Annotated in this window: 23 protein-coding genes; 7 read left to right on the top strand and 16 right to left on the bottom strand. The window is 65.0% G+C overall.

The genetic code is table 11. The features are described 5' to 3' along the window. Positions 1-129 precede the first annotated feature (129 nt). From ABIA30_RS16255 to ABIA30_RS16245, 3 genes are all read right to left on the bottom strand, one after another. A complete protein-coding gene (locus ABIA30_RS16255; RefSeq protein WP_370067094.1) occupies positions 130-438 on the bottom strand; it encodes a hypothetical protein in 309 nt (102 codons plus the stop codon). Positions 439-512: 74 nt separating this feature from the next. Then, positions 513-761, bottom strand: coding sequence for a hypothetical protein (locus ABIA30_RS16250; RefSeq protein ID WP_370067092.1), 249 nt, complete (start codon positions 759-761; stop codon positions 513-515). Between the two features lie 128 nt (positions 762-889). Further along, positions 890-2,281, bottom strand: a complete 1,392-nt coding sequence (locus ABIA30_RS16245) for a UbiD family decarboxylase (protein ID WP_370067143.1) — start codon at positions 2,279-2,281, stop codon at positions 890-892. Positions 2,282-2,423: 142 nt separating this feature from the next. Here ABIA30_RS16245 and ABIA30_RS16240 point away from each other — a divergent pair, with 142 nt between their 5' ends. Next, complete coding sequence (locus ABIA30_RS16240; RefSeq protein ID WP_370067090.1) at positions 2,424-2,921, top strand: TIGR02444 family protein; 498 nt, start codon at positions 2,424-2,426, stop codon at positions 2,919-2,921. 5 nt (positions 2,922-2,926) lie between these two features. Then, on the top strand, positions 2,927-3,490 hold the full coding sequence (locus ABIA30_RS16235) for a UbiX family flavin prenyltransferase (protein ID WP_370067088.1): 564 nt from the start codon (positions 2,927-2,929) through the stop codon (positions 3,488-3,490). 18 nt (positions 3,491-3,508) lie between these two features. Here the strand turns inward: ABIA30_RS16235 and ABIA30_RS16230 are convergent, their stop codons facing one another. From ABIA30_RS16230 to ABIA30_RS16205, 6 genes are all read right to left on the bottom strand, one after another. Further along, a complete protein-coding gene (locus tag ABIA30_RS16230) occupies positions 3,509-4,210 on the bottom strand; it encodes a CHAP domain-containing protein (protein ID WP_370067086.1) in 702 nt (233 codons plus the stop codon). Positions 4,211-4,454: 244 nt separating this feature from the next. After that, positions 4,455-5,345 (bottom strand): secretion protein EccK, encoded by an 891-nt coding sequence (locus ABIA30_RS16225; protein ID WP_370067084.1) that lies wholly within the window; start codon positions 5,343-5,345, stop codon positions 4,455-4,457. Between the two features lie 1,381 nt (positions 5,346-6,726). Then, positions 6,727-7,791 carry a hypothetical protein gene (locus ABIA30_RS16220; protein ID WP_370067082.1) on the bottom strand — a complete coding sequence of 355 codons (1,065 nt, stop codon included), beginning with the start codon at positions 7,789-7,791 and terminating at the stop codon, positions 6,727-6,729. Between the two features lie 143 nt (positions 7,792-7,934). Continuing rightward, positions 7,935-8,720, bottom strand: coding sequence for a PE domain-containing protein (locus tag ABIA30_RS16215; RefSeq protein WP_370067080.1), 786 nt, complete (start codon positions 8,718-8,720; stop codon positions 7,935-7,937). Positions 8,721-8,923: 203 nt separating this feature from the next. Then, positions 8,924-9,514, bottom strand: a complete 591-nt coding sequence (locus ABIA30_RS16210) for a GNAT family N-acetyltransferase (RefSeq protein ID WP_370067142.1) — start codon at positions 9,512-9,514, stop codon at positions 8,924-8,926. After that, a complete protein-coding gene (locus ABIA30_RS16205) occupies positions 9,511-10,023 on the bottom strand; it encodes a hypothetical protein (protein ID WP_370067078.1) in 513 nt (170 codons plus the stop codon). Before ABIA30_RS16205 ends, ABIA30_RS16210 begins: the two co-directional genes overlap by 4 nt. On the opposite strand from ABIA30_RS16205, the gene ABIA30_RS16200 reads away from it, so the two are divergent. Next, positions 10,022-10,468 carry a cupin domain-containing protein gene (locus ABIA30_RS16200; RefSeq protein ID WP_370067076.1) on the top strand — a complete coding sequence of 149 codons (447 nt, stop codon included), beginning with the start codon at positions 10,022-10,024 and terminating at the stop codon, positions 10,466-10,468. The genes ABIA30_RS16205 and ABIA30_RS16200 overlap by 2 nt on opposite strands. 10 nt (positions 10,469-10,478) lie before the next feature. Further along, on the top strand, positions 10,479-12,188 hold the full coding sequence (locus ABIA30_RS16195) for an NAD-binding protein (protein WP_370067074.1): 1,710 nt from the start codon (positions 10,479-10,481) through the stop codon (positions 12,186-12,188). Here the strand turns inward: ABIA30_RS16195 and ABIA30_RS16190 are convergent. The 6 genes from ABIA30_RS16190 to ABIA30_RS16165 all read right to left on the bottom strand — a co-directional run bounded on the left by ABIA30_RS16190 (position 12,163) and on the right by ABIA30_RS16165 (position 17,973). After that, positions 12,163-12,933 (bottom strand): VOC family protein, encoded by a 771-nt coding sequence (locus ABIA30_RS16190; RefSeq protein ID WP_370067072.1) that lies wholly within the window; start codon positions 12,931-12,933, stop codon positions 12,163-12,165. The two genes, ABIA30_RS16195 and ABIA30_RS16190, sit on opposite strands and share 26 nt — an antisense overlap. A gap of 75 nt (positions 12,934-13,008) precedes the next feature. Beyond that, positions 13,009-13,446, bottom strand: a complete 438-nt coding sequence (locus ABIA30_RS16185; protein WP_370067070.1) for an SRPBCC family protein — start codon at positions 13,444-13,446, stop codon at positions 13,009-13,011. A 3-nt stretch (positions 13,447-13,449) separates the two neighbouring features. Next, entirely contained in the window at positions 13,450-13,626 is a 177-nt protein-coding gene (locus ABIA30_RS16180; protein ID WP_370067068.1) for an antitoxin, read from the bottom strand. Between the two features lie 37 nt (positions 13,627-13,663). Next, positions 13,664-16,072, bottom strand: a complete 2,409-nt coding sequence (locus ABIA30_RS16175; RefSeq protein WP_370067066.1) for a cation-translocating P-type ATPase — start codon at positions 16,070-16,072, stop codon at positions 13,664-13,666. Between the two features lie 57 nt (positions 16,073-16,129). Further along, positions 16,130-17,239 carry an MBL fold metallo-hydrolase gene (locus tag ABIA30_RS16170; RefSeq protein ID WP_370067064.1) on the bottom strand — a complete coding sequence of 370 codons (1,110 nt, stop codon included), beginning with the start codon at positions 17,237-17,239 and terminating at the stop codon, positions 16,130-16,132. Beyond that, positions 17,239-17,973: an enoyl-CoA hydratase gene (locus ABIA30_RS16165; protein ID WP_370067062.1), complete on the bottom strand. Its 735-nt coding sequence runs from the start codon at positions 17,971-17,973 to the stop codon at positions 17,239-17,241. The genes ABIA30_RS16170 and ABIA30_RS16165 overlap by 1 nt, the downstream gene beginning before the upstream one ends. Before the next feature lie 26 nt (positions 17,974-17,999). Between ABIA30_RS16165 and ABIA30_RS16160 the strand changes: the two genes are divergently transcribed. Together ABIA30_RS16160 and ABIA30_RS16155 are read left to right on the top strand one after the other, a co-directional pair. Continuing rightward, a complete protein-coding gene (locus ABIA30_RS16160; RefSeq protein WP_370067060.1) occupies positions 18,000-19,478 on the top strand; it encodes a carboxyl transferase domain-containing protein in 1,479 nt (492 codons plus the stop codon). 14 nt (positions 19,479-19,492) lie between these two features. Next, on the top strand, positions 19,493-20,185 hold the full coding sequence (locus ABIA30_RS16155; protein WP_370067058.1) for a hypothetical protein: 693 nt from the start codon (positions 19,493-19,495) through the stop codon (positions 20,183-20,185). A gap of 12 nt (positions 20,186-20,197) precedes the next feature. Here ABIA30_RS16155 and ABIA30_RS16150 read toward each other — a convergent pair whose 3' ends face one another. After that, positions 20,198-20,740 carry a TetR family transcriptional regulator gene (locus ABIA30_RS16150; protein ID WP_370067056.1) on the bottom strand — a complete coding sequence of 181 codons (543 nt, stop codon included), beginning with the start codon at positions 20,738-20,740 and terminating at the stop codon, positions 20,198-20,200. Between the two features lie 96 nt (positions 20,741-20,836). Between ABIA30_RS16150 and ABIA30_RS16145 the strand changes: the two genes are divergently transcribed. After that, positions 20,837-21,976, top strand: a complete 1,140-nt coding sequence (locus tag ABIA30_RS16145) for an FAD-dependent monooxygenase (RefSeq protein WP_370067054.1) — start codon at positions 20,837-20,839, stop codon at positions 21,974-21,976. The last annotated feature ends 40 nt before the right edge of the window (positions 21,977-22,016 follow it).

Here is a 22,016-nt window from a genome sequence, read left to right as displayed (position 1 = left end):
GGGCCTTGCGCACCAGCGCACAGCCCTAAAACACAACAACCAGTGTCAAGGATCAACCGGAGTAGATCGGTCAAGCATCAACCGACGTTGAACAGGGGCACTCTCTACCTGCGAAAATGCGTTCGTCTGCTAACTGTCTGGGTCGATCAATGAGATAACGAAGATCATCGTGAGCACCGAGAAGATGGCGAGCGCAGAAAGCAGATCGCCCCACTGAAACGGGTACAGCTCCCCGTCGATCGACAGGACCAGCACGGTCTCAACGACCCCGAACGCCAAGAAGAAGGCACCGAACATCACGCGAGAGATCCGGCGATGCAGCGCGCTACGTCGTAGCTCAACGACGAGAGTCAGCAGCAGCACCGGCAGGATCTGCGCCATGACGGACGCGGTGGCCCTGTCCATCACCACGATCGTGAAGCCGTTTGGACTGCTCATCGAGCAATGACGCTAGCAGCTGCCCCGCCAGCTCAGGGTGCAGTGGCGAATGATGTTGTTGGACAATGCTTGACCTAGGCGACCATGACCTCCACGGACAATCGCTCGCCGAGGGCATACACAGCCGGCCAGTCCTGACGCTGCACGGCCAGCGCCAGCTCGTCGATCAACGGGCTGTCGACATCCAGTTCAGCCAGCCAAGCCGACACGGTGGCCGCGACCTGTTCTCCCGGCACCGCGACCGCACGCCGGCCGTGCAGACGGTCGACCACCACGAAGGTCGGCTCGGCGGAAGGCCGGCGGTGGAACTGGATGATGCTCATACCAGTAACACGGTGTAGCGGCCAAAAAGGTTGACCGATTTGCTTATTTGTCGGCATATGCACTTGATCGCGTTGGAAGAGCGGTCAGGGCGTCTTAGACCTTCGCGGGCGTTGCAGCGATGGCGATCTCATGATTGATGTCCGCCATCGGTGCGGCTTTCCAGTTCGGGAAAGTCGTATTCTCGCCACCCGGGAACGTCGGCCACCTCGACGACGCGTCCGCCGTGTTCCTCCAGTGCCGGGCCGCACACGTCGCCCACCTTCTTGACCACGGTGCCGTAGGGATACGTCGCGTCGGTGCCGATCGCCGATCCGGTGCGCTGATCCTGTGGCAAGGACTCGTCGGCCGTCGGGTCGAGCGGTCCCCCCGGCAGGCTGTCCACGATGATCACATCGCGCGCCGGTTGGGTTCGAAATGCCATGGCCCACTCGACTTGTTCGGAGTCGTGCACGTCGATGTCGGTGTCCACCACGACGACCTGTTTCGGGCGCAGATTGCTGCCCATGGCCGCCAGGATCACACTGCGGGCCTCGCCGGCGAAGCGTGGGCGCATGGCGATCACCACCCGGAAGTACACGCCACCGGACGCCGGGATCGACACCTTCTCGATCGTCGGGAACTGCTGGCGCATCATGTCGAAGAACGACGCCTCGAACGAAAGTTGTTTGAGGATATGGTTTTCCGTGGTCGGTCGACCGGTCAGCAGCGCCTGGAAATATGCGCCATTGCGGTGGGTGATCGCGGTTGGCCGGACGAGCGGCTTCGGCGATGCCGGCGTGTAGTAGCCGGTGTATTCGCCGAGCGGGCCTTCGGTGACAGTTTCAGTGAAGTCGACCTCGAACTCGATGACCACCTCGGCGTGAGCTGGAACCGATACGTCGTTGGTGCGGCATTTCACCAGCTCCACGGCAGCGCCGCGCATCCCGCCAACGACTTCCCAGTCGTTGGTGTCCTCGGGTACTTGGATCGGGCACGAGTAGGCGATCATCGGGTCGACACCGATCACCAGCGATGCGCGAAAAGTCTTGTGCCCCATCTGTCGTGCCTTGGCCTGGTTCTTGGCGAAGCGATGGTTCGGGATAGCCATCAGCGTCATCGTCTTGTTGTCGATGATCTCGCAGCGATAGTGCCCGATATCCGGCACACCGGTCTCCGGGTCGTGGCTGACGACGAAGCCGGGCGTGATGTACGCGCCGCCGTCGTCCGGGCTGTATTTGGGCACCGGAAGTATCGACAGGTCGATGTCGTCACCGAGTATCACGTTCTCGTGCACCGGTCCGTCATCGACGTACGTCGGCGGAATCCTGGTACTCAGTCGCTGCACGATGTCGTCGAAGGCGTTCTCCTCGGTGCAGCCGTAGGCCAGCAGCGCCTTGGCACGTGAGTTGTAGATGCCGCCGACCAGTGGGAACGCGGTCCCGTTGTTGTTGAACACGATGGCCGGCCCGCCCGTCGCGGCGCTTTTGCGCATGGCCTTGGCGACTTCCAGTTCGAGAGCCACCGGCCGGTCGACTTCGATGAGCTGCCCTTAGTCGCGCAGCGCGGTGAGGAAGGATCGGAAGTCGTCGAAGGGCATGGAGCGCGACCTTCCTTTTCTCGTGGCAAATAACTATCTACTACGACTAGGCAGGCAGGGCCACCGAACAGCACAATTGGTCACCGTGCAGTTACCAGATTTTGCGTTGCAAGTGCACCGCGGTGACGGAGTCGCGCAGGCGTGCGTCCTATTGCAAGACCGGTTCGGTCTCAACGTGAACCTGCTGCTGTTCGCTGCGCGCGTCGGCAGCGCCGGCCCGTTGACGACAGACAAGCTTGCTGCTGCCGCCGAGCGGGTTGGCCAGTGGCAGGTCGAGGTGGTCCGGCCGCTGCGCGGGGTACGACGGCGGCTCAAGTCTGGGCCGCCGCCCGCGCCGAATGAGGTCACCTCCGAATTGCGCGAGCAGCTCAAGGCACTGGAGATCCGGGCCGAGCTGATCGAGCTCGATGAGCTGGATGCCCTGGTGCCCTCGGGCGAATCCAGAACCGACGACCCCGCCGCGCAGATCACTGCGGCGCTCATGTTGGTTGTGCGGGCACAGTCGGACCGGCCATTGGCAGGTGACGAAGACGCGGCGCTGGCTACGATCACGGCAGTGGCCGTCAGAGTGGGGACCATGTGAAGCGAATGATCGTAGCGATCACCGGCGCGTCGGGGGCCATCTATGGCATCCGTGCGTTGGAGTTGCTGCGCGGTGTCGCCGACGTGGAAACCCACGCCATCATCACCACCTCGGCGCATCGAACCATCGCCCACGAGACGCCGTACACATTGGAGTACGTACGCGAGCTCGCCGATCAGCTACACAGCCCGCGGGACATCGGGGCGCCTGTATCGTCGGGTTCGTTCATCACCGCCGGCATGCTGATCGCGCCGTGCTCGATCAAGACGCTCAGCGGAATTGCGCACTCCTACAACGAATCTCTGGTTGTGCGCGCCGCCGACGTCTGCCTCAAGGAACGCCGCCGGGTGGTGCTGCTGCTGCGCGAGACTCCCCTGCATGCAGGGCACATCGAGTTGATGGCGCGAGCGACGCGCAACGGCGCCGTCATCATGCCACCGGTCCCTGCGTTCTACGCCGTTCCACAGACGCTCGACGATGTCGTCAACCAAACCGTAGGCCGCGCACTCGATCTGCTCGACGTTGCGGTACCGGACGTCAAACGGTGGCACGGCACGGGCGTCGACTAGCTGTGTCCGCCGCCGTACTCAAGGCATCAGGATGTAGCTCATCCCCGGCTCGTCCTTGACATCTCGTGTCCACCACGCGCCAACGCCGCCATATGATGCGTTGTTCATCTCGGTGATGTTGATCCACAAGCCATCTGGTCGCTGCGATACCGAATTCACCCACGCTGAATGGCCGTTCACGTCGACGCCCGCCAGCCCCGGCGTGAACACCACGATCGAACGGTCCTGAGCCCCGTTCACCACAGTCCAACCATGAGCCCGTGCGGAGTCGGCCCAATCTTTCGCATCGCCGGTGATATCCGGGTAGTAACCGGAATTCTCGAACCACTTCTGCAATGCGCCCCACGTGCATTGCCCGGGGGCGCCCGAGTTCGACGCACGGCGGGCGCCCATCGTCCGTCCCGAGCTGACGTCGGCAGCCGGTGTGCCTGCACCGCAGTCGGCGCCGACCGGCTTCCCTGCGCCCGTCTGAATATCGACGGCCGCGACATAGTGGCTGTCCGACGCCCGATACCAGAGGTCGTCCCCTTTCACCGGTTGACCACGCTTCCAGCAGACCAGAGTCAGCTGATCACCGATGTTGTACCAACCATCCTGTGCAGCACCGGGATTCGCATCAGCCATCCGTTGGGTACGCACTTTGACCGTGGCCAAGGGATCGGCATGCGCCGGCACGGCAGCCGCCAATTCGGCGCATACCATCAACGCGGCGGCGATCACGCCGATGCGACCGGCGCGCAGGGCACCAGCACTCGTCGTATACATCGGTCCCCCAATCCCGCGAGCGAAGCCCTTCGACGGCTCGGATCACATATAGGCCAAGGCCTAACGCCTCTACGAGACGTGTGCAGCAAACTACACCGAATGCGTCGATATATTCAGGCGATTGGCGCACAATTTCCGAGCGCAGCCGCGAGCCTCGCGCGAGACGTCGAACTGGGCGGCACCTGAGCTCTGTATTTCGTTACACGAGTTCAGAATTGAGCGCATCGGCGATGATCACCGTAACGTGCTGCCAGTAGATCCATTCGGAGATCGCCTCGCGCTGAGCGACTACATAGGGCGCCGTGTAAGCCCGATACAACGCAGCCTGTTGCCGATACACGGCGTATTCGATGAACCGCTTGAGGTGCTCGCCACCAGCATTGGAGCCGATGGTGCGCATCAGCGGCTTGAGCATCTCCATCCACAGCTTCTGCGCCGACTCTTCATCGGGAACGACGTCCTGCACCGGTCGCGGCGGCAGCACCGAAGCCAATTCGATATCCGAGACACCGTCGAGCGCGGCGGCTGCGGCAGCCGAAATCACCTGCAGGCGACCGCGACCCTGCATGGTGCCATTTTCGGGGATGTCATCAGGCTGCAGCACATCCTTCGCCGCACCGACATCAAAGCCCTTGAGTTCCGTTTCGGTGCCGAAGATCATCTTGAGCGACTTGCCGTGGAAGTGGGCCCAACCCTGCAGCGCCAAATAGGGCAAGCCGACCCAGGTTCCACGCTCTCGCGCAGGGATCGCATCGTCGGCACTGACCAGGATCGCCTGTTCCGGCAGACTCACGCCATCCGGGATGAACCCGATGCCGTACGGGTTCGCTACGACGATGTCGTCATCGGTGGTCAACCCGACCGCCCAGACGAATTCGAACGCAGCGGCGGGGACCGAGGGTGGGGCATGCAAGGCCGCCGCGATTCGCCGCGCCAGCTGGCCCATGACGCCACCGTTGGCACCGGCATTGGTGCGCATCGAATTTGCCGCCACTGCGTTGGCCATCGCATCGCGCTCGGCGCGGGCCGCGGTCACCGGAATCGGCGCTGCCGCAGCCTGCTGGTTGTTGTTGGTCGACGCCGGTGCCACGCCCGGACCCACACCTCCGCCGGCGCCGGCTGGCGCACTGGCAGCCGGGGCAGCCGGAGTCGGCGTCGGTGGCGGACCGAGCGGCATCGACGGAGGGGCCGCTGGCGCACCACCGACAGGACCTGCACTAGCCGCGGTGCTCACGGGAGCCATGCCGCCGCCGGCACCAGTCGGGGAAGTAGCGCCGGCCGTGTGGGCAGCTGCCGGCGCAGCCGACTCGGCTGCCGCAGGTGGGGCCGCATTGGTTGGAATCGCGTTCGACGCGGCCGTCGCTGCCGCCTGCAGCGACTGCTGCAGGTTCGACGGAAACTGACCCTTGCTGGTGCCGGTGCCGCCGGGACCGCCCGGCTGCTGCTGTCCGGCTGGGCTCGCAGGCTGACCGCCCGCACCTTGAGGCGGTTGTCCACTCCCGCCTTGAAGTGGTCCCGAGCCACCTGCTCCCCCGCCTGAGGCTGACGAACCTCCCCCGCCACCACTTGCGCTGCCTGAAGACGGCCCCGTGCTAGGGGCCGCTGCCGGCGATGACGTCACGCCCGGTGAACCACGACCGTTCGAGACTGTAGGTGATGACGTCGCCTGTGGTCCGGCAACATTGTTCGCCGGTCGCACGTCCTTCCCACTCGGCTTGAACCCAGTGCCGCTGACCGCCAGCGACGATCCGCCGTTACCAGACCCGGCACCTGGACCTCCATTAGACGCTGGCCGCTGAGCCCAGCCGCTCGGCTTATAACCAGACCCGCCACCCCACGCGGACGGAGCCCCCGGTGCTCCGGTCACGTTTGATGGGTCTTGTGGGGACGGTGCCGGCGGTGGCACCAAACCATCGACTCCTGGCGTGCCAAGAGCCACCCCGATATCACCAGCAAGCGAAGCCGTTAGCTTCGCCACGTCGTCGGAATTTTCACGAAGACCGTCCGCAATGCGACTACTGCGTTTCGAATCCTTTTCTTTATCGGTTAAATTCTCATCATTGTCAATTGCTTCACAATCTTTCTGAACGTTTTCTGCGGTGCGATTGGCAACGGCCTTGGCGAAGGCGACGACGAATTCAATACGACGAAGCTTCTTCGCAACTGCATCCACGGCGGACGCGTCGTCCTCAAACATGTCAGCGATAGCGCTTGCATTCTGCACTGCCGACCGCGCTCCGCCTCCGTCCCAGCGATCAGACAATTGCATCATCTGCTTGCGCACATCCGGAATTACCTCAGTACGTAAATGACTGGCCAACTTCTCGAACTGCTGCCCGCTGCGAGCAATTACATCCTCATCAACATGGGGCCAAGCAGGACCGATAACCGTTTGACCACCATACTTGCTGTCATCGGGCTGTATTGTCATCGCTCAGGACCGTCCGCTCTACGCAACGATATTTTCTCGCTCAATTCGTGGGCGCTAGTCCGCATGCAGACCTCACCAGCCCCGGCGTATATTGACCAACAAAATAGAGAGGTTTGTCACTCGGCATATACGTCGGGAGGGTTATGACGTACGCCCGGTAGTACTGAGCTGATAAGGTCAGAAAATCCTGAACAATCGGGTTCGGACTCCTGTTGCCGATTTCTTCTACCTTGTTTGCGATATCGGTAATAATTGGCCCAACCGCCTTGCTGAGCTCAAGCTGCTGCGGCGGCCACTGGCTGGCAGCCAGGTCTGAATTTGTCTGAATCCAATCCTTGAATATTAAGTCGGCAAGAAAGTTGCGTACCGCAGTTTCCAAGTCTTGGCATATTGGATCTGGCGTGGACATCAGCCCGACAGGATTCGAGGGATCGCCCACAGGCGCTGTTTGGCTCGGAGTATCGACAGGAGGCACCAGCGGCCCTCGCGCTGCCGCAGAGCCCGATGTTATAGCGTCACAAATATCAGAAACAATTCCATGTGCACTGACTGCCGCCTGGGCGAAGTTGTTATTGCTGGCAACATAATTGGGGATGCTTTCAGCATAGGCTCGCGCATAATAGATAAACTGATCGTACAGTTCCCGCACTACTCGATGTGTGGTCAGTTTGATCAATGGAATTGTCTGCTCGGCCGCGTTCTTCATCGCTTGTGCAACCGCCAGATATTGGGCGCGCAACTCTGGAGTCCAGTCTGCCGCCGCAATCGCCGGGTTGCGATCACCCCATCCATTACGTTCAACGGCCGCGAGCGTGTTGTTGATTGGCTCCCACGGCGCACACGACGGATCCTCGGTAATGATCCCTACCGGCCCAGTGTCGTTCGCGCTCGCGATATCGGACGTCGAACCCGAAGGGCTCGGCTTCGCACTTGCTGATCCATTGCCGTTATTCGCACCACTGCTGCGGTCAAACGACACCGCGACAACCGCGGTCACGGCAATCACCGCAACGAGGGCGACACCACCCAAAATCCATTTCCAGGGTCCACGGTTGGGCGGCGGAACCGGAGCCGGCCACGGCTGCTGCGGATTCCACGACGGCACCTGCCCAGGCTGGCCTGACTGCCAATCACCGGGTTGTGGACCCGGCGGTTGAACTCCCCACGGTCCCGGCTGCGGTGGTTGCGTCACAGATGGTCCTCCAACACGTAGCGCTGTTCACGAACATCCATCGGTTCCGTCCGCCCCTACATATCCACAGCGCGATCGGCCGCGTGCCGCCCCGGCCCCGTCGATACCGGGCTGTGCGGGCTCAGCTCGACCGGCGCCCGCTCGGTCGCATGACGACCCGAACCGACCTTGTCTCCCCCGCTGGTGTCTGGATGATCGCGCTTCTCGTCGCGCTCGTGCTGGTTCTGCTCCCGTGCTGCGTCGCGGGCCTGGTCATGGTCGGAGGCGTTGGAGGCCTGCGCATCTGGTGCACCACCACCGTTGGGTGACGCACCGCTTGCATCGGCGCCCTTGTCGGAGGCGCCCTTGTCGGCGCCGCCACCGAGCTGCCCGACCTGCTGCGCGATCTGCATCGCCGTCTGTGGAATTGATCCGGCCATCTGCGCAGCCTGCATCGGCATCTGCACCACTTGGCCGGCGGCTTGCATGGCCGTGCTCATCAATTGGCCAAATTGGCTCGACTGTCCCCCGGCGCCCTGCGCACCACCGGACGAAGCACTGGCCGCCGGCGCGTAGGCAGCGTCGTTGCGCGCGCTCGCTTGTTGGATCGACTGCTGCCCGGCGTCATCGGAGTTCTGGTAGTTCCCCTTGGCCGCCGTGAGACTGTCTACGAACTGTTGCTCCGCCGCCTGCGTGGCCGCGACCTTGCTGTTCAGGTCCGCGGGCAACGTCGGCAAAAACGCGGACACCATCGTGCTCATCGGATCAGCACCCGGCGGCACCGCGGGCACATCCGGTACGACCACATTCGCGGGATCCCAGGTCAACGCTTCCGGGTCCACGCGCAGCGGATCAGTCGTCACTGGGCATCACCAACCCCCATTCAAAAACCCCAATTAGTGAGCGTACCCGAGCAATCGACGGGCAACCGGCGCCAATTGCGGTCGTAATGGGGCATTCGCGGGCGCGAGGCGACAACTGAAATCGCCGCACACACCATTGATTCCGTGGCAGGTCGAACGGAACAGGCCAATCTCAGCGAAGACTTCACCGAGCCCGCCGCAGCCTACCGATCGAGCCGAAACTCCAGGTTGTTCCGCACCGCGGGCCATTCGATATCCAGGATCGAATACACCACGGTGTCCCGCCGCGAACCGTCAGCCGCCAGCTGGTGCGACCGCAACACCCCGTCGAGCTTGGCGCCCACCCGCTCGATGGCTGCCCGGCTGTGGGAATTGAAGAAGTGTGTCCGAAACTCCACCGCTATACAGCCCAACGCCTCAAACGCGTGCCGCAACAACAGCAGCTTGGCCTCGGTGTTCACCCCGGTCCGTCGCGCCGATCCGACATACCAGGTGTAGCCGATCTCCAGCCGCCGGTTGCGTCCGTCGACATTCAGATAGCTCGACGAGCCAACGACACGACCGTCCAACGAGCGCACCACAAATGTCAGCCCGGTGTCCGGGGACTGCGCAGCCAGCCGAGCGGAAACCCAGTCAGCAGCCGTCGACGGCGACGGCGCAAAAGTGAACCACAGCCGACCCGGATCACCATCGGAGGCGGCCTCGGCTATCTCAGGCACATGGTCTGCGGACAGCGGCTCCAGCGAAACCCAGCGCGTCCCAGTCAGTGTCACCGGCTCAACAAAACCCATCAACGACCCTCCGACCACGCCACCACCATTGCCAGCACCGACAACACCACTGCCAGGCCAGTCACCGAGATACCAACATAGAACCCGTAACCCGCGGTCACCGAACCGTGCACGTACAGCCGGTAGTACCACGTCTCGAGCACCATAGACAGCACCGAAATGGCAAGCGCCGCAGTGGAAGCAATGCGCGCTGACAATCTGCGTGCCGCCATCGCCGCGGCCACGAACAAACAGGACGACAGCAGCACCATCGACTGCCCGACACCGAAACCATGCGGCGGAACGGTGATGCTCCCGACCTTGCCGCCGATGGCGTTGGCTCGCCCAGCGGAGCTCGACAGCCACGGCAGCCAGGCGCTGACCAGCAGCACCGTCGCACAGAACGCGACGATCCAGGCGGGACGCAACCGTTGCATGCCCATGAGGGTATCGACACACCGGATCACCACCTGAGCGCCACGACCGTTTCCGCCGCGCAACCACCCCGGACCAGTCGTAGCCTTGACTGCCATGACAGATCTTCCTGATTGGGCCCGGCAACTGGATCTGTCCCCGCACCCCGAGGGCGGCTGGTACCGCGAAACCTGGCGCAGCGACCTGACCATCCCCGACGCGGCGCTGCCGCCCGGCTACACCGGTCCACGCAACGCCGGAACGGCGATCCTGTTTCTGCTGATGCCAGGTCAACAGTCGGCTTGGCACACGGTGCGCAGCGCCGAACTTTGGCTCTTTCACCGAGGCAGCCCGCTGGAATTAGAGGTGGGGCCAGAGCAGTCCACCGCGGACACCCTGCTCCTGGGCGCCGATATCGCCGCCGGTGAGCAGCCGCAGCTCCTCGTCCCACCTGGCCATTGGCAGCGTGCCCGTCCTCGTGATCAGGAACCCACCCTGGTCAGCTGCATCGTGGTGCCGGGGTTCGATTTCGCCGACTTCGCACTGACCGCCACCAGCCAATAACGTTGCGCGCATGGAGGGACACGTCGTCGTCTGTGGCACGGATGCGTTGGCCGGCCGGATCACCGAAGGGCTTCAGGCAGCCGGCGCAACCGTGGTGTCGATCCACGAACCCGCGGGACTCAAGGCGGCCATCATCACCAGCGCCAGCGCCATCGTGTGTGCCGGCGATGACGATGCGGTCAATCTCGAAATTGCCCTACTGGCAAGACAATTCAGTTCTACTGTTCGGGTGGTGACGCGCCTGGCCAACGGTGTCCTGCGCGAAGCCGTCGCGCTTGGCAACGGGCCGGGCGCGGTCCTCGACGTCGCCGATCTGGCTGCGCCGTCGGTGGTCGAGGCCTGCCTGGCCCGCACCACCCACACCATTTCCGTCGCCGGCGTCGACTTCGTCATCTCCGGCACCGACGCGCCGCAGGATTCCACCTTGCGCAAGATGTTCGGCGACCTGGCGCCAGTCGCCGTGGTCCGCGGCGAGAAGTCAGAGCACGCCGGTGATGTGATTCCTTGTCCCGGAAGGGACTTTGAAGTCCACCACGGCGACTGGACCGCGATGATCGGTACTGCGGAAGAACTGACCGCCGCCGGCATCTCAGTGCCGCGCCCGCTGACCAGCCGAACGCACCGGCCATGGTTCCGGCGCGTGATCGACACACTGCGTATCACCCGCGACGACATCAACCCGGCCTTCTGGTGGGCACTCGGAACCTCGGCGTCGCTGTTGGTGGGTTCGACGGTCCTGCTGCGCTTCGCGTACCACAATCCGCACGGCATGAGCTGGATCGATGCGCTGTACTTCTCCACCGAGACGATCGCGACGGTCGGTTACGGCGACTTCAGCTTCCTGCAACAGCCGACCTGGTTGCGGCTGTGGGGTATCGGATTGATGTTCGCCGGCGTCACCACCACCGCAGTCCTGGTCGCATTCGTCGCCGATACATTGGTCTCCCGCCGCCTGAGACGATCAGCCGGGCGCCGGCAAGTTCAGCATCTGCGCAATCACGTCATCGTCGTGGGCCTCGGATCGTTCGGCATCCGGGTGGTCAACGACCTCACCGCCGCCGGCTATGACGTCGCCGTCATCGAACGCGACGAGTCGAACCGGTACCTATCGCAGGCCGCACAACTCGACGTGCCGGTGATCTTCGGCGACGCCACCCTGCGCCAGACCCTGGAATTGGCCCATTTGGACGAGGCCCGTGCGATCGCGGTGCTGACGCCAGACGACATGATCAACATCGAAACCGGCATCGTGCTGCGCGAGATGCTCAGTCCCAGAGTGCTTCCGGAGATCGACCGGCCAGATGTGCCGCTGGTGCTGCGCATCTACGACAGAACTCTCGGCACCGCGGTCGCTCAACGATTCGGGTTCGGCAATGTGCGCTCCACCGTCGAGTTGGCCGCACCCTGGTTCATCGGTGCAGCGATGGGCCTGCAGGTGCTCGGCACCTTCTCGGTGGGCCAACAGTCGTTCACCGTGGGCGGCGTCCACGTCGACGCCGGCAGCGGGCTGGACGGCATGCGCATGGCGGACATGCCGACCCAGACCCGCGTCATCGCGATCACCCGGGTCGGCACGCCAACCCATCTGCACCCCAGGCGCGATACCAAACTCGCCGCGGGCGATACCGCCTATCTGGTAGGCCCGTACCGCGAGCTACTCAAGACACTGCTCACCGGTCAGCGTGCCGCGGACGTCACGCCTGGTACGACGACAGGTTGAACGCCGCGCCGGTCGCATCGGTGACCGCAGCCAGCCTGCCGTACGGGGTGTCCTCGGCAGCACGCACCACCGAACCACCGCCAGAGGTGATCACCTCGATGGTCTTGTCGACGTCGTCGCTACCCCAAAAGCAGTTCCACGTGGAACGCTCCAACCCGGGGAGCACCGAGCCGTCCATCACCCCGATCAACGGGATTCCGTCGAAAATGGCGTTGCTGTAACGGAACTCGTCGGAGTCGGCTTCGACCTGAAGCTGCCAGCCGAACACCGAGGTATAGAAGGCAGTCGCGGCCGCGAAATCGGTGGTGGTCAACTGGAACCAGACCGGCGTCCCGGCCTCGCCATAGGCCTCGAAACCAACGTGCCCCGTCGGTTGCCACAGTCCGATCGGCGCGCCGGTCGGGTCGGTCAGGATGGCCATCCAACCCTTGTCGGGCACTTCCATCGGCGGGACACAGTTGGTGGCACCGGCTGCCACGGCCGCCGCCACAGTGGCGTGGATGTCAGCGGTGTGCAGGTAGACAGTCCAGGCGTCCGGGGCGTTCCACTCCGGGTCATTGGCCATCATGCCGCCGACGTAACGGCCGTCGCGCTGGGCATTGATATAGCCGCCGTAGTCGGGCCCAGGGCTTTCCAGGGTCCAGCCGAATACGGTGGAGTAAAACGCCTGCGCGCCAGCGATGTCGGAGGTGCCCAGGTCGACCCAGACCGGGGCTCCGAGCGGGGTGGCGGTACGAGTTGCCATGGTGTTCTCCCTAAAAGAGTGACGGGGTGGTCATCCATGTAGACAACCACCCCGTCGAAAACTCATCGCCGATTCTCAAGCCGGCGCGAACACCGCCTTGAACTTCTCCAATGACTGCGCGATATCGCTGCGCAATGCCGCGGCGACCACCATGCCGATCGGACCGAACAAGGCTGCTCCGCCCAGATGAATGTCGAACGACACCAACGAACCATCACCGGCCGGCTTGATCTTGGCGATCAGTTTGACCTTGACGCCACCCTTGCCGTCCCCGTTGAGCGTCAACGACTCTGGCGGGTTGAAATGGACGATGGTCCAGTTCACCCGGTTGAGCATGCCCTTGACCTCAACGATGGACGAGATCTTGGTGCCCTTCTCCAGGTTCTCCGGCAACCCGCTGCGCCAGAACCGGTGAATCGACAGCCACTCGTCGTATCGGGAGAGATTCGATGCTGCCTCCCAAGCCTTTTCGGGCGACAGCGGTACTTCGATGGAACTTGAAAGCTTGGCCATGTATTACTGCTCGTGATTCCCCTCGACCGCCTTCTTGGCGGCTTCCTGGGCGTTGTCGACGACGCCCTTGAACTTGCCGTCGGTCTTCTCGTCGACGATGTCGCCGACCTTCTCGATCGCCGAGTTCACAGCGTCGGCGTTCTGCGCCGCCAAATCTTTGACCTTGTCCAGAAATCCCATGTTTCCCACCCTATCTGTAGCCGATTGCGCTCATTGTTCACTGCACGTCGGTTCGCCACAACCGCCGAGGCTCCCTCAACCATCTGCCCTGCAGCCACCACAGCACCTCGATCGCACCCGCACCGACCAGGCCAATCCCGACGGCGGCCGAGGTCAGCGGCAGGTTCGACGGGTCCAGCATGAATTGTTGCTGCGCCCACGGAATCGAAAAAATCACCACATAGGCCAACGCCGAGCCCGCGACCAGCGCCACCCGCCACCACTGATACGGCCGGGCCACCACGGCCAACACCCATACCGCCGATACCAGCAACGTGATCAACGCCGCAGTCGAAGCCTGGTTCTGCTGAGCATCACTGGCGTACTTGCCCTGGTAAGCCACCAGATACATGACAAACGTCGCAGTTCCGACCACGCACCCGGAGGGTAGCGCCGCCGTCATCACCCGACGCACGAAACCTCGGTGTGCGCGTTCGTTGTTCGGTGCCAGTGACAGGACGAACGCCGGAATCCCGATGGTGAACCAGGCGGCGATGGTGACGTGGATGGGCTGGAACGGGTACAACACCGGTGCGGTGTGCAGCAGCTTGGACGACAGACCGGCCAGCCCGACGAAGATGGCCAGCAGCACGGAGTACACCGTTTTGGTCAGGAACAAACTCGACACCCGCTCGATGTTGCCGATCACCCGACGCCCCTCCCCGACCACATAGGGCAGGGTGGCGAACTTGTTGTCCAGCAACACGATCTGCGCAACGGCCCGGGCCGCGGAGCTGCCCGCACCCATCGCCACGCCGATATCGGCATCCTTGAGCGCCAGCACGTCGTTGACGCCGTCACCGGTCATCGCGACGGTGTGCCCGCGAGACTGCAGCGCGTGCACCATCGCGCGCTTCTGATCAGGCCGGACCCGGCCGAAAGTGGTGTATTCGCTGACCGTTTCGGCCAGGCGCTCGGGCTCGTCCGGCAGCTCGCGGGCATCCAACGTCTCGCCGTGCAATCCCAGTGACCCGGCCACCGCGCCCACCGACACCGCGTTGTCTCCGGAGATCACCTTGACCGAGACCTGCTGCTGTGCAAAATATTCCAACGTCTCGGCGGCGTCCGGCCGGACCCGCTGCTCCAGCGTCACCAACGCCACCGGAGTCACCGCGCCGGGCGCATCGGGGGCATCCACCGATCGGTCCGACGACCCGAGCAGGAGCACCCGTAGACCTTGCGCGCCAAGCTGTTCGGCCTGTTCGGCTTCCGGTGAGCCGGGGTCCAGCAGCACATCGGGCGCACCGAGCAACCAGTTGCCATGCTCGCCGTAGGACACACCGCTCCACTTCGTGGCCGACTTGAAGGGTGCGTTGGCGGTCTGCGTCCAGCCCGGCGGCAACTTGTAAGCCTCGGAGATCGCGGCCATGCTGGCGTTCGGCCGGGCGTCGTCGGCAGCCATCTGGGCCAGCACCGACGCCGCGTCATCGGCGGTGAAAGTACTCAGATCAGCCACGCGCATGCCGTTTTCGGTCAACGTGCCGGTCTTGTCGGCGCACACTACGTCGACCCGGGCCAGACCCTCGATGGCGGGCAATTCCTGCACCAGGCATTGACGCCGGCCCAGCCGAACCACACCGACCGCGAAGGCCAGCGAGGTCATCAGGACCAAGCCCTCGGGCACCATCGGCACCAATGCGCCGACGGTGCGCAGCACGGACTCCCGCCAACCCACGCCGGTGGTGGTGAACAACTGCGTGTAGATGATCAGCGCACCGGCCGGCCACAACAGATAGGTGATGAACCGCAAGATGGCGTCGATGCCGCTGCGCAACTCGGACTTGACCAACGTGAATTTGCTTGCCTCGTCGGCCAATTGGGCTGCGTAGGCCTCACGGCCCACCTTCGTGGCGCGGTAGGCACCGGTGCCGGCCACCACGAAGCTCCCCGACATCACGACGTCACCGGGGTTCTTGTCGATCGGGTCGGCTTCGCCGGTGAGCAGCGACTCGTCGACCTCGAGGCTGGCGGCTTCCATGATCGTTCCATCCACCACGATCTGGTCACCGGCGCCGAGTTCGATGACGTCGTCGAGCACCACCTCGCTGGGCGGCCGGGCCTGGGTACCAGAACGCCTGCGTACCAACGGTTTTGCCTGACCAACGATGGCCAGCTTGTCCAGCGTCTGCTTGGCCCGCAGTTCCTGGATGATGCCGATGCCACTGTTGGCGACGATCAGCAGCCCGAACAGTCCGTTGATCAATGATCCGGTGGCCAACACGATCAGCAGCAGCGCACCCAGGATCGCGTTGATCCGGGTGAACACATTGGCCCGGATGATGTCCTGGACGCTGCGGGCCGCCCGGCTCGGTACGTCGTTGGTCTGGCCGGCCTGCACGCGCTGCGCCACCTCGGCGTCGGTGAGCCCTGCTACCCCCGTAGTGCGTTCAGGGTCGTCGACAACCACAGTTCACCGCCCTCAGTGCAATGGCCACAGTCCCGGAATATCAGGAGAACGACACCATCATGGCCGCCACCAGTCGTCCAGCGCCGGCAGGCTCGCCGGTTCCAGCCGCTGCCCCGGCTTGGGCACCGCCACACTGACCGACTCGGCCCGCGCCGCAGCAAGCAGCCGCTCGACCGGCTCGGCCCACGGGTGCGGGGCCAATCGGAACGTCGCCCAGTGGATCGGCACCAGCAGACCGCGGTCGGTGACATCGCGATGCGCACGCACCGCGAACTCCGGGTTCATGTGAATGTCCGGCCAGCCCGGGTGGTAGGCACCGATCGGCATGAGGGTCAGATCGAACGGCCCATAGTCGGCGCCAATGTCGGCGAAGCTCTTGGTATAGCCGGTGTCGCCCCCGAAGAACGCCCGGTGCCGCGGACCGATCAATGCCCATGACGCCCACAACGTGGTGTCGCGGGTCAGGAACCGCCCAGAGAAATGGCGCGCGGGCGTGCACACCAGAGTCAGCTCGCCCAGCTTCGCACTCTCGAACCAGTCCAGCTCGACAACCCGCTCGGCCGGCACTCCCCAGGACCTCAGATGCGCTCCAATACCAAGTGGCACAAAGAACTTGGCTCGCTGAGACCGCGCCAGTTGAACAATCGTGTCGATGTCCAGGTGGTCGTAGTGGTCATGGCTGATGATCACCGCGTCGATCGCGGGCAGTGCATCCAGCGGCGCCGGCACCGGATGCAGCCGCTGCGGGCCGACAGTCCGCGACGGCGAGCACCGCTGGCTCCACACCGGGTCGGCCAGAATCCGGTAACCGTCGACTTCGATGACCGCGGACGAATGGCCGTACCAGGTGACCGCCAAATCAGCGGTCAACACCCCGGCGTCCGGAACCACCAGGGGAATCGGCACCGCCGGTTTCTGCGTGGAGCCTCCGAGCACCAGGTCCCGCAGCAGCCCGGCCTGCTGATCCCGGTTCAGCGCCGTCCCGGACGGGGGTTCCAGGTTGACGAACGTGCCGTCTCGGTAGTTCGGTGACGTACCGGCCGCCGCCGCGACGTCCATCGGACTGGCACCGAGCGCAGCCGGCGTCCCGTTGAGCGCTCGCAGCACCCAGCCGCCGGCCACCAGGGCTGCCGTCCCACCCATCAACCGCAACGCTGGACCCAGCATCAGATTCCCAGGAACCTCGGTGGCCGCTTCTCGAACCGCGCGACCTGCGCCTCGATCACGTCCGGACTGGCCCACGCCTTGTTGAACATTCGGGTGTGTTCGCCACGCACGGTGTCGTAGGCGCCGTCGTCATTGAGCACGCGCTTGGAGTGGGCGAGGGACAGCGGTGCATACCCGGCGATCTCGGCAGCCCAGGCCTGCGCGTCGGCCAGGGTTCCGGTGCGGTTGACCAGGCCGGTCTGCACGGCAGTCTCCAGATCGAGCCGCTCGGCAGCGAGCAACATGCCGCGGGCCCGGCCGTGGCCGACCAACGACGTCAACCGGCGAATGCTCCAGTTATCCAGGGCCAAGCCGTATTTGGCGATCGGGAATTGGAAGTAGGCACCGGGAGCGGCGACTCGCAAGTCGCAGATCATGGCCATGATGACGCCGGCGCCGATGGCGGGGCCGTTGAGCGCCGCGATGATCGGCACCGGGCTGGCGTCGATCGCCAGGTTCAACGCCAAGGCCTTGTCCGGCAGTTCCTTGGCGACGCCCTCGGCGTCGGACAGGTCTGCACCTGCGCTGAACACGGTGCCCGCGCCGGTCAGCACGATGGCGCGGATATCGGAGCCCGAGGCCTTCTCGATCTCTTCGCGTACGCCGTCGACGAGTGCGCCGTTCAGCGCGTTGCGGCGCTCGGGTCGCTGCATTTCCAGGGTGAGGACGTTGCCGTCCCGGGTCACACCAATCATGCGGCCAGCCTATATACGCTTGCCGAATGGGGCGTGCCGGGCAGTGGTTCGAGGCCATCCTGGACAACGGGTCACTGGTTAGCTGGGACGGGCCACCGTTGGATGTGGCGGCGACCGACGAATATCGCGCTGAGCTGGCCGTTGCAGCCGACCGCACCGGGCTCGACGAATCCATCCGCACTGGCGAGGGCACGGTGTTCGGGCGGCGAGTGGCCGTCGTGGCCTGCGAGTTCGATTTCCTGGCCGGCTCGATCGGGGTGGCCGCTGCCGAGCGCATCACCGCGGCGGTGCAGCGCGCCACCGCCGAACGTTTGCCTCTGCTGGCCTCACCCAGTTCCGGTGGCACCCGGATGCAGGAGGGCACAGTCGCGTTCCTGCAGATGGTGAAGATCGCCGCCGCGGTCGAACTGCACAAGCAGGCTCACCTGCCGTATCTGGTCTATCTGCGACATCCGACCACAGGCGGGGTGTTCGCCTCCTGGGGGTCGCTGGGCCACCTCACCGCCGCCGAGCCGGGTGCGCTGATCGGATTCCTCGGGCCGCGCGTGTACGAACAGCTGTACGGCGAGAAGTTTCCGGCCGGCGTCCAGACCGCGGAGAACCTGTTCGCCCACGGCGTGATCGACGGGGTGGTGCCGCTGTCGTCGCTGCGCGGCGTCCTGGACCGCGTGCTCACGGTGCTCACCGACCCGCCGGCGGCGACTTCGGCACGGTCCGTCACGGTCAGCGATACACCGCGCGCCGACACCCCGGCGTGGGATTCGGTGCTGGCGTCGAGGCGGCCGGACCGGCCGGGCGTGGATTCGCTCTTGGAGCACGGCGCCACCGACCGGGTGCTGCTGTCCGGAACCGGGCGTGGCGAATCGGGGACGACGCTGCTGGCGCTGGCTCGATTCGGCGGACAGCCCGCTGTCGTCGTCGGCCAGCGTCGGGTGGCCGGCGGGCTGGTCGGACCACGGGCGCTACGCGAAGCCCGCCGCGGCCTGGCCCTGGCCGCCGGGCTGCAACTGCCCCTGGTGCTGGTGATCGACACCGCAGGGCCGGCCCTGTCCCGAGAGGCCGAAGAGGACGGGCTGGCCGTCCAGATCGCCCGGTGTCTGGCTGAACTGGTCACCCTGGACACCCCGACGGTGTCGGTGCTGCTGGGTCAGGGCAGTGGTGGCCCTGCGCTGGCCATGGTGCCGGCCGACCGGGTGCTGGCCGCCGAACACGGCTGGCTGGCTCCGCTGCCTCCCGAAGGCGCCAGCGCGATCGTCTACCGCGATACCGCGCACGCTCCTGAACTCGCCGCGGCCCAGGGCATTCGGTCCGCGGATCTGTTGCGTGCCGGGATCGTGGACGCGATCGTGCCCGAATCCCCCGATGCCGCGGACAATCCGGTGGAGTTCATCGGCCGGATGTCAGGGGCGATCGCGGACGAGCTCCGCCAACTGCGCACGGTTCCCGCCTCGGCACGACTGGATGCGCGGCTGGCCCGGTATCGACGAATCGGACTGCCCGACTGACGCGAGTCGGTGGCATGCTGGACAAGGTGGAAATGGTCATGCATTTCTGGTGGCTCATCTTTCCGCTCGGCGGCATGATCGGTGGCGCCGTGCGGACGGTCACGATCGCCAGCGAGCGTCGCGCAGAACGGCGCCTCGAGCGGTACCGCATCAAGCAGCAGACCAAGGTCGCGGTGGCCGAAGCCGCCGGCCGGGGCCGTACCGACGCCGGAACCGAACGCCGCACCATCACCAAAGTGCTTGCGCATCATGCAGATACAGACGCTCGTTGGATGAGCTACGAGATGGACGTGGCCAAACTGCTGGACTTCCCGGCCATGACCGACCTGCGCGACCCGCTCACCGTCAGCTTCCACAAGGCCAAGAGCCGGGCCGAGCTACTGCGTCCCTCCTCGCCCGACGACCTGGTCGGCGATCGCGATGCCCAACTCGAATACCGCGACGCGGTGCACGAGTACGCCTCGGCGTTCGACGTCGCGGAGGCCGACGCCATCCGTCGTCGGCGCAGTGACTTCTCCGCCGATGACCAGGCCCGGTTGGCGCGCGCGCAGCACCTGCTGCGGGTAGCTGCCGACCCGTCGGCGACCCCCGGTGAGCGGCAGAGCGCCTACGACAAGGCCCGCCGCGAACTCGGCGGACTGATCGCACTACCCGCCGTCACCCGCGCCGCGATCGAGCGCCGGGTGGCAGGCGAGATCGAGGCTTGATCCCCGGGCGACTCAGGACCCGTCGACATACCGCTGCAGGGTCGGCCCGAGCCACCGGACCAGTTCGTCGTCGGTCATCTCGACGACCGGCGGAAGCTTGAGCACGAATCGGCACAGCGCCATGCCGAGCATCTGCGTACCGATCAGGCCTGCGCATCGGTCGGCGTCAGCCGCATTCAGCCGGGCGATTGCCGGGAGCAACTGTGCGGCGAAGATTCCGCGCATGCGTTCGGCCGCCTCGTCGTTCGTGGTCGCTGAACGCAACAGCACGATCAGGCCCTCGTCCTGGGTCCAGCGCCGTAGAAATGCCGCGACCAGCGCCGCACCCAGCTCTGGCCGGGGCACGTCCGACAGGTCGGGGAACTGTAGGTCGAATTCGGCCGCAGCCGCGAACAGCTGGTCCTTGCTGCCGAAGTAGCGCATGACCATGGACGGATCGATATTGGCGTCCGCGGCGATGGCCCGGATCGTCGCGGCCTGATAGCCGCTTTCGGCGAACCGTTCCCGGGCCGCCGCCAGGATCACCGCCTTGGTCTCTTCCGACGATCTACGCATGCCAACAAGTGTAGGCCAACAACTGTTGACTTTGGCCCTGGCGCGAGCGACCATGGTTATGCCAACAAGCGTTGGCATTGACGGAAGAAGTAGCAGATGACTGACACTGATGTGCTGATCGTCGGAGCCGGCCCGACCGGACTCGCGCTGGCAGCCACCCTGCAGGACCGCAACGTTCACGCCACCGTGGTCGACCGCCTGACCGCCGGTGCCAACACCTCACGCGCTGCGGCCGTCAGCGCCCGCACCCTGGAGGTGCTCGAGGATCTCGACGTGTCGAGGCGACTGCTCAAAGAAGGAATTCAGGCACCGCGGTTCACCGTCCGCGATGGCCGCCGGATCCTGGTCCCCGTCGATTTCAGCTGGCTGCCGACGCGCTACCCGTTCATCCTGATGGCGCCGCAGTCCACCACCGAGCGACTACTGCTGGAACGGCTGACCGAACTCGGCGGAGAGGTGATCCGGCCGAAAACGCTGACCGGCATCACCCAGGACCCGACCGGCGTCACCGCGCGGTTCGACGACGGCGAGCAGATCCGGGCGCAGTACATCGTCGGCGCCGACGGCATGCACAGCACCGTGCGGGATCAGGCGGGGATCGGATTCATCGGTGGCGACTATGGCGAGTCGTTCGCCCTGGCCGACGTCCGGCTCACCGGCGAGGTCACCGACGACGAGGTGATCCTGTTCTGGGCCTCGAACGGGATGACCGTGGTGGCTCCGCTGCCCGGCGACATCTACCGGATCGTCGCGCCGGTCGACACCGCGCCCGAGCAACCGTCCTCGACGTTCATCCAGGACATGCTCGACACCCGCGGATTCGGACCGGGCCGGGTGACGGTGACCGACGTCGCTTGGGGATCCCGGTTCCGGGTCCATCATCGGGTCGCCGACCGCTACCGGGCCGGTCGGGTACTACTGGCCGGCGATGCCGCCCACGTGCACAGCCCGGCCGGCGGTCAGGGCATGAACCTGGGCATCCAGGACGCCATGGCGCTGGGCGATGCTCTGACCGCAGTTCTGGAAACTGGCCGCGACGCCGCACTCGACGAATACAGCGCCGCCCGGCGCCCACTCGCACAGCAGGTCGTGGCCCTGACCGATCGGCTGACCCGGCTGGCCACGTTGCCCGCACCGGTTCGGCCGATCCGCAATGCCGTAGTCGGATTGGCCGGGCGAACCACCGCGCTGCAGCACCAGCTGGCCTGGCGGCTCTCGGGCCTGGCCAACCGGTGAGCAACGGAAAAGCCGGGTCTGGTCATCGGGGCGACCAGAC

This window comes from Mycobacterium sp. MAA66, assembly GCF_041261665.1.
Classification (GTDB): domain Bacteria; phylum Actinomycetota; class Actinomycetes; order Mycobacteriales; family Mycobacteriaceae; genus Mycobacterium.
The sequence above is the reverse complement of the archived record's forward strand: the minus strand, read 5'-3'. Positions and strand labels throughout refer to the sequence as shown.

What these genes read in the sequence shown, in the direction of transcription:
- ABIA30_RS16255 (WP_370067094.1), bottom strand. Translation starts at nt 438, where the DNA reads ATGAGCAGTCCAAACGGCTTCACGATCGTGGTGATGGACAGGGCCACC.
- ABIA30_RS16250 (WP_370067092.1), bottom strand. Translation starts at nt 761, where the DNA reads ATGAGCATCATCCAGTTCCACCGCCGGCCTTCCGCCGAGCCGACCTTC.
- ABIA30_RS16235 (WP_370067088.1), top strand. Translation starts at nt 2,927, where the DNA reads ATGATCGTAGCGATCACCGGCGCGTCGGGGGCCATCTATGGCATCCGT.
- ABIA30_RS16200 (WP_370067076.1), top strand. Translation starts at nt 10,022, where the DNA reads ATGACAGATCTTCCTGATTGGGCCCGGCAACTGGATCTGTCCCCGCAC.
- ABIA30_RS16205 (WP_370067078.1), bottom strand. Translation starts at nt 10,023, where the DNA reads ATGGCAGTCAAGGCTACGACTGGTCCGGGGTGGTTGCGCGGCGGAAAC.
- ABIA30_RS16195 (WP_370067074.1), top strand. Translation starts at nt 10,479, where the DNA reads ATGGAGGGACACGTCGTCGTCTGTGGCACGGATGCGTTGGCCGGCCGG.
- ABIA30_RS16190 (WP_370067072.1), bottom strand. Translation starts at nt 12,933, where the DNA reads ATGGCAACTCGTACCGCCACCCCGCTCGGAGCCCCGGTCTGGGTCGAC.
- ABIA30_RS16185 (WP_370067070.1), bottom strand. Translation starts at nt 13,446, where the DNA reads ATGGCCAAGCTTTCAAGTTCCATCGAAGTACCGCTGTCGCCCGAAAAG.
- ABIA30_RS16180 (WP_370067068.1), bottom strand. Translation starts at nt 13,626, where the DNA reads ATGGGATTTCTGGACAAGGTCAAAGATTTGGCGGCGCAGAACGCCGAC.
- ABIA30_RS16170 (WP_370067064.1), bottom strand. Translation starts at nt 17,239, where the DNA reads ATGCTGGGTCCAGCGTTGCGGTTGATGGGTGGGACGGCAGCCCTGGTG.
- ABIA30_RS16165 (WP_370067062.1), bottom strand. Translation starts at nt 17,973, where the DNA reads ATGATTGGTGTGACCCGGGACGGCAACGTCCTCACCCTGGAAATGCAG.
- ABIA30_RS16160 (WP_370067060.1), top strand. Translation starts at nt 18,000, where the DNA reads ATGGGGCGTGCCGGGCAGTGGTTCGAGGCCATCCTGGACAACGGGTCA.
- ABIA30_RS16155 (WP_370067058.1), top strand. Translation starts at nt 19,493, where the DNA reads ATGCTGGACAAGGTGGAAATGGTCATGCATTTCTGGTGGCTCATCTTT.
- ABIA30_RS16150 (WP_370067056.1), bottom strand. Translation starts at nt 20,740, where the DNA reads ATGCGTAGATCGTCGGAAGAGACCAAGGCGGTGATCCTGGCGGCGGCC.
- ABIA30_RS16145 (WP_370067054.1), top strand. Translation starts at nt 20,837, where the DNA reads ATGACTGACACTGATGTGCTGATCGTCGGAGCCGGCCCGACCGGACTC.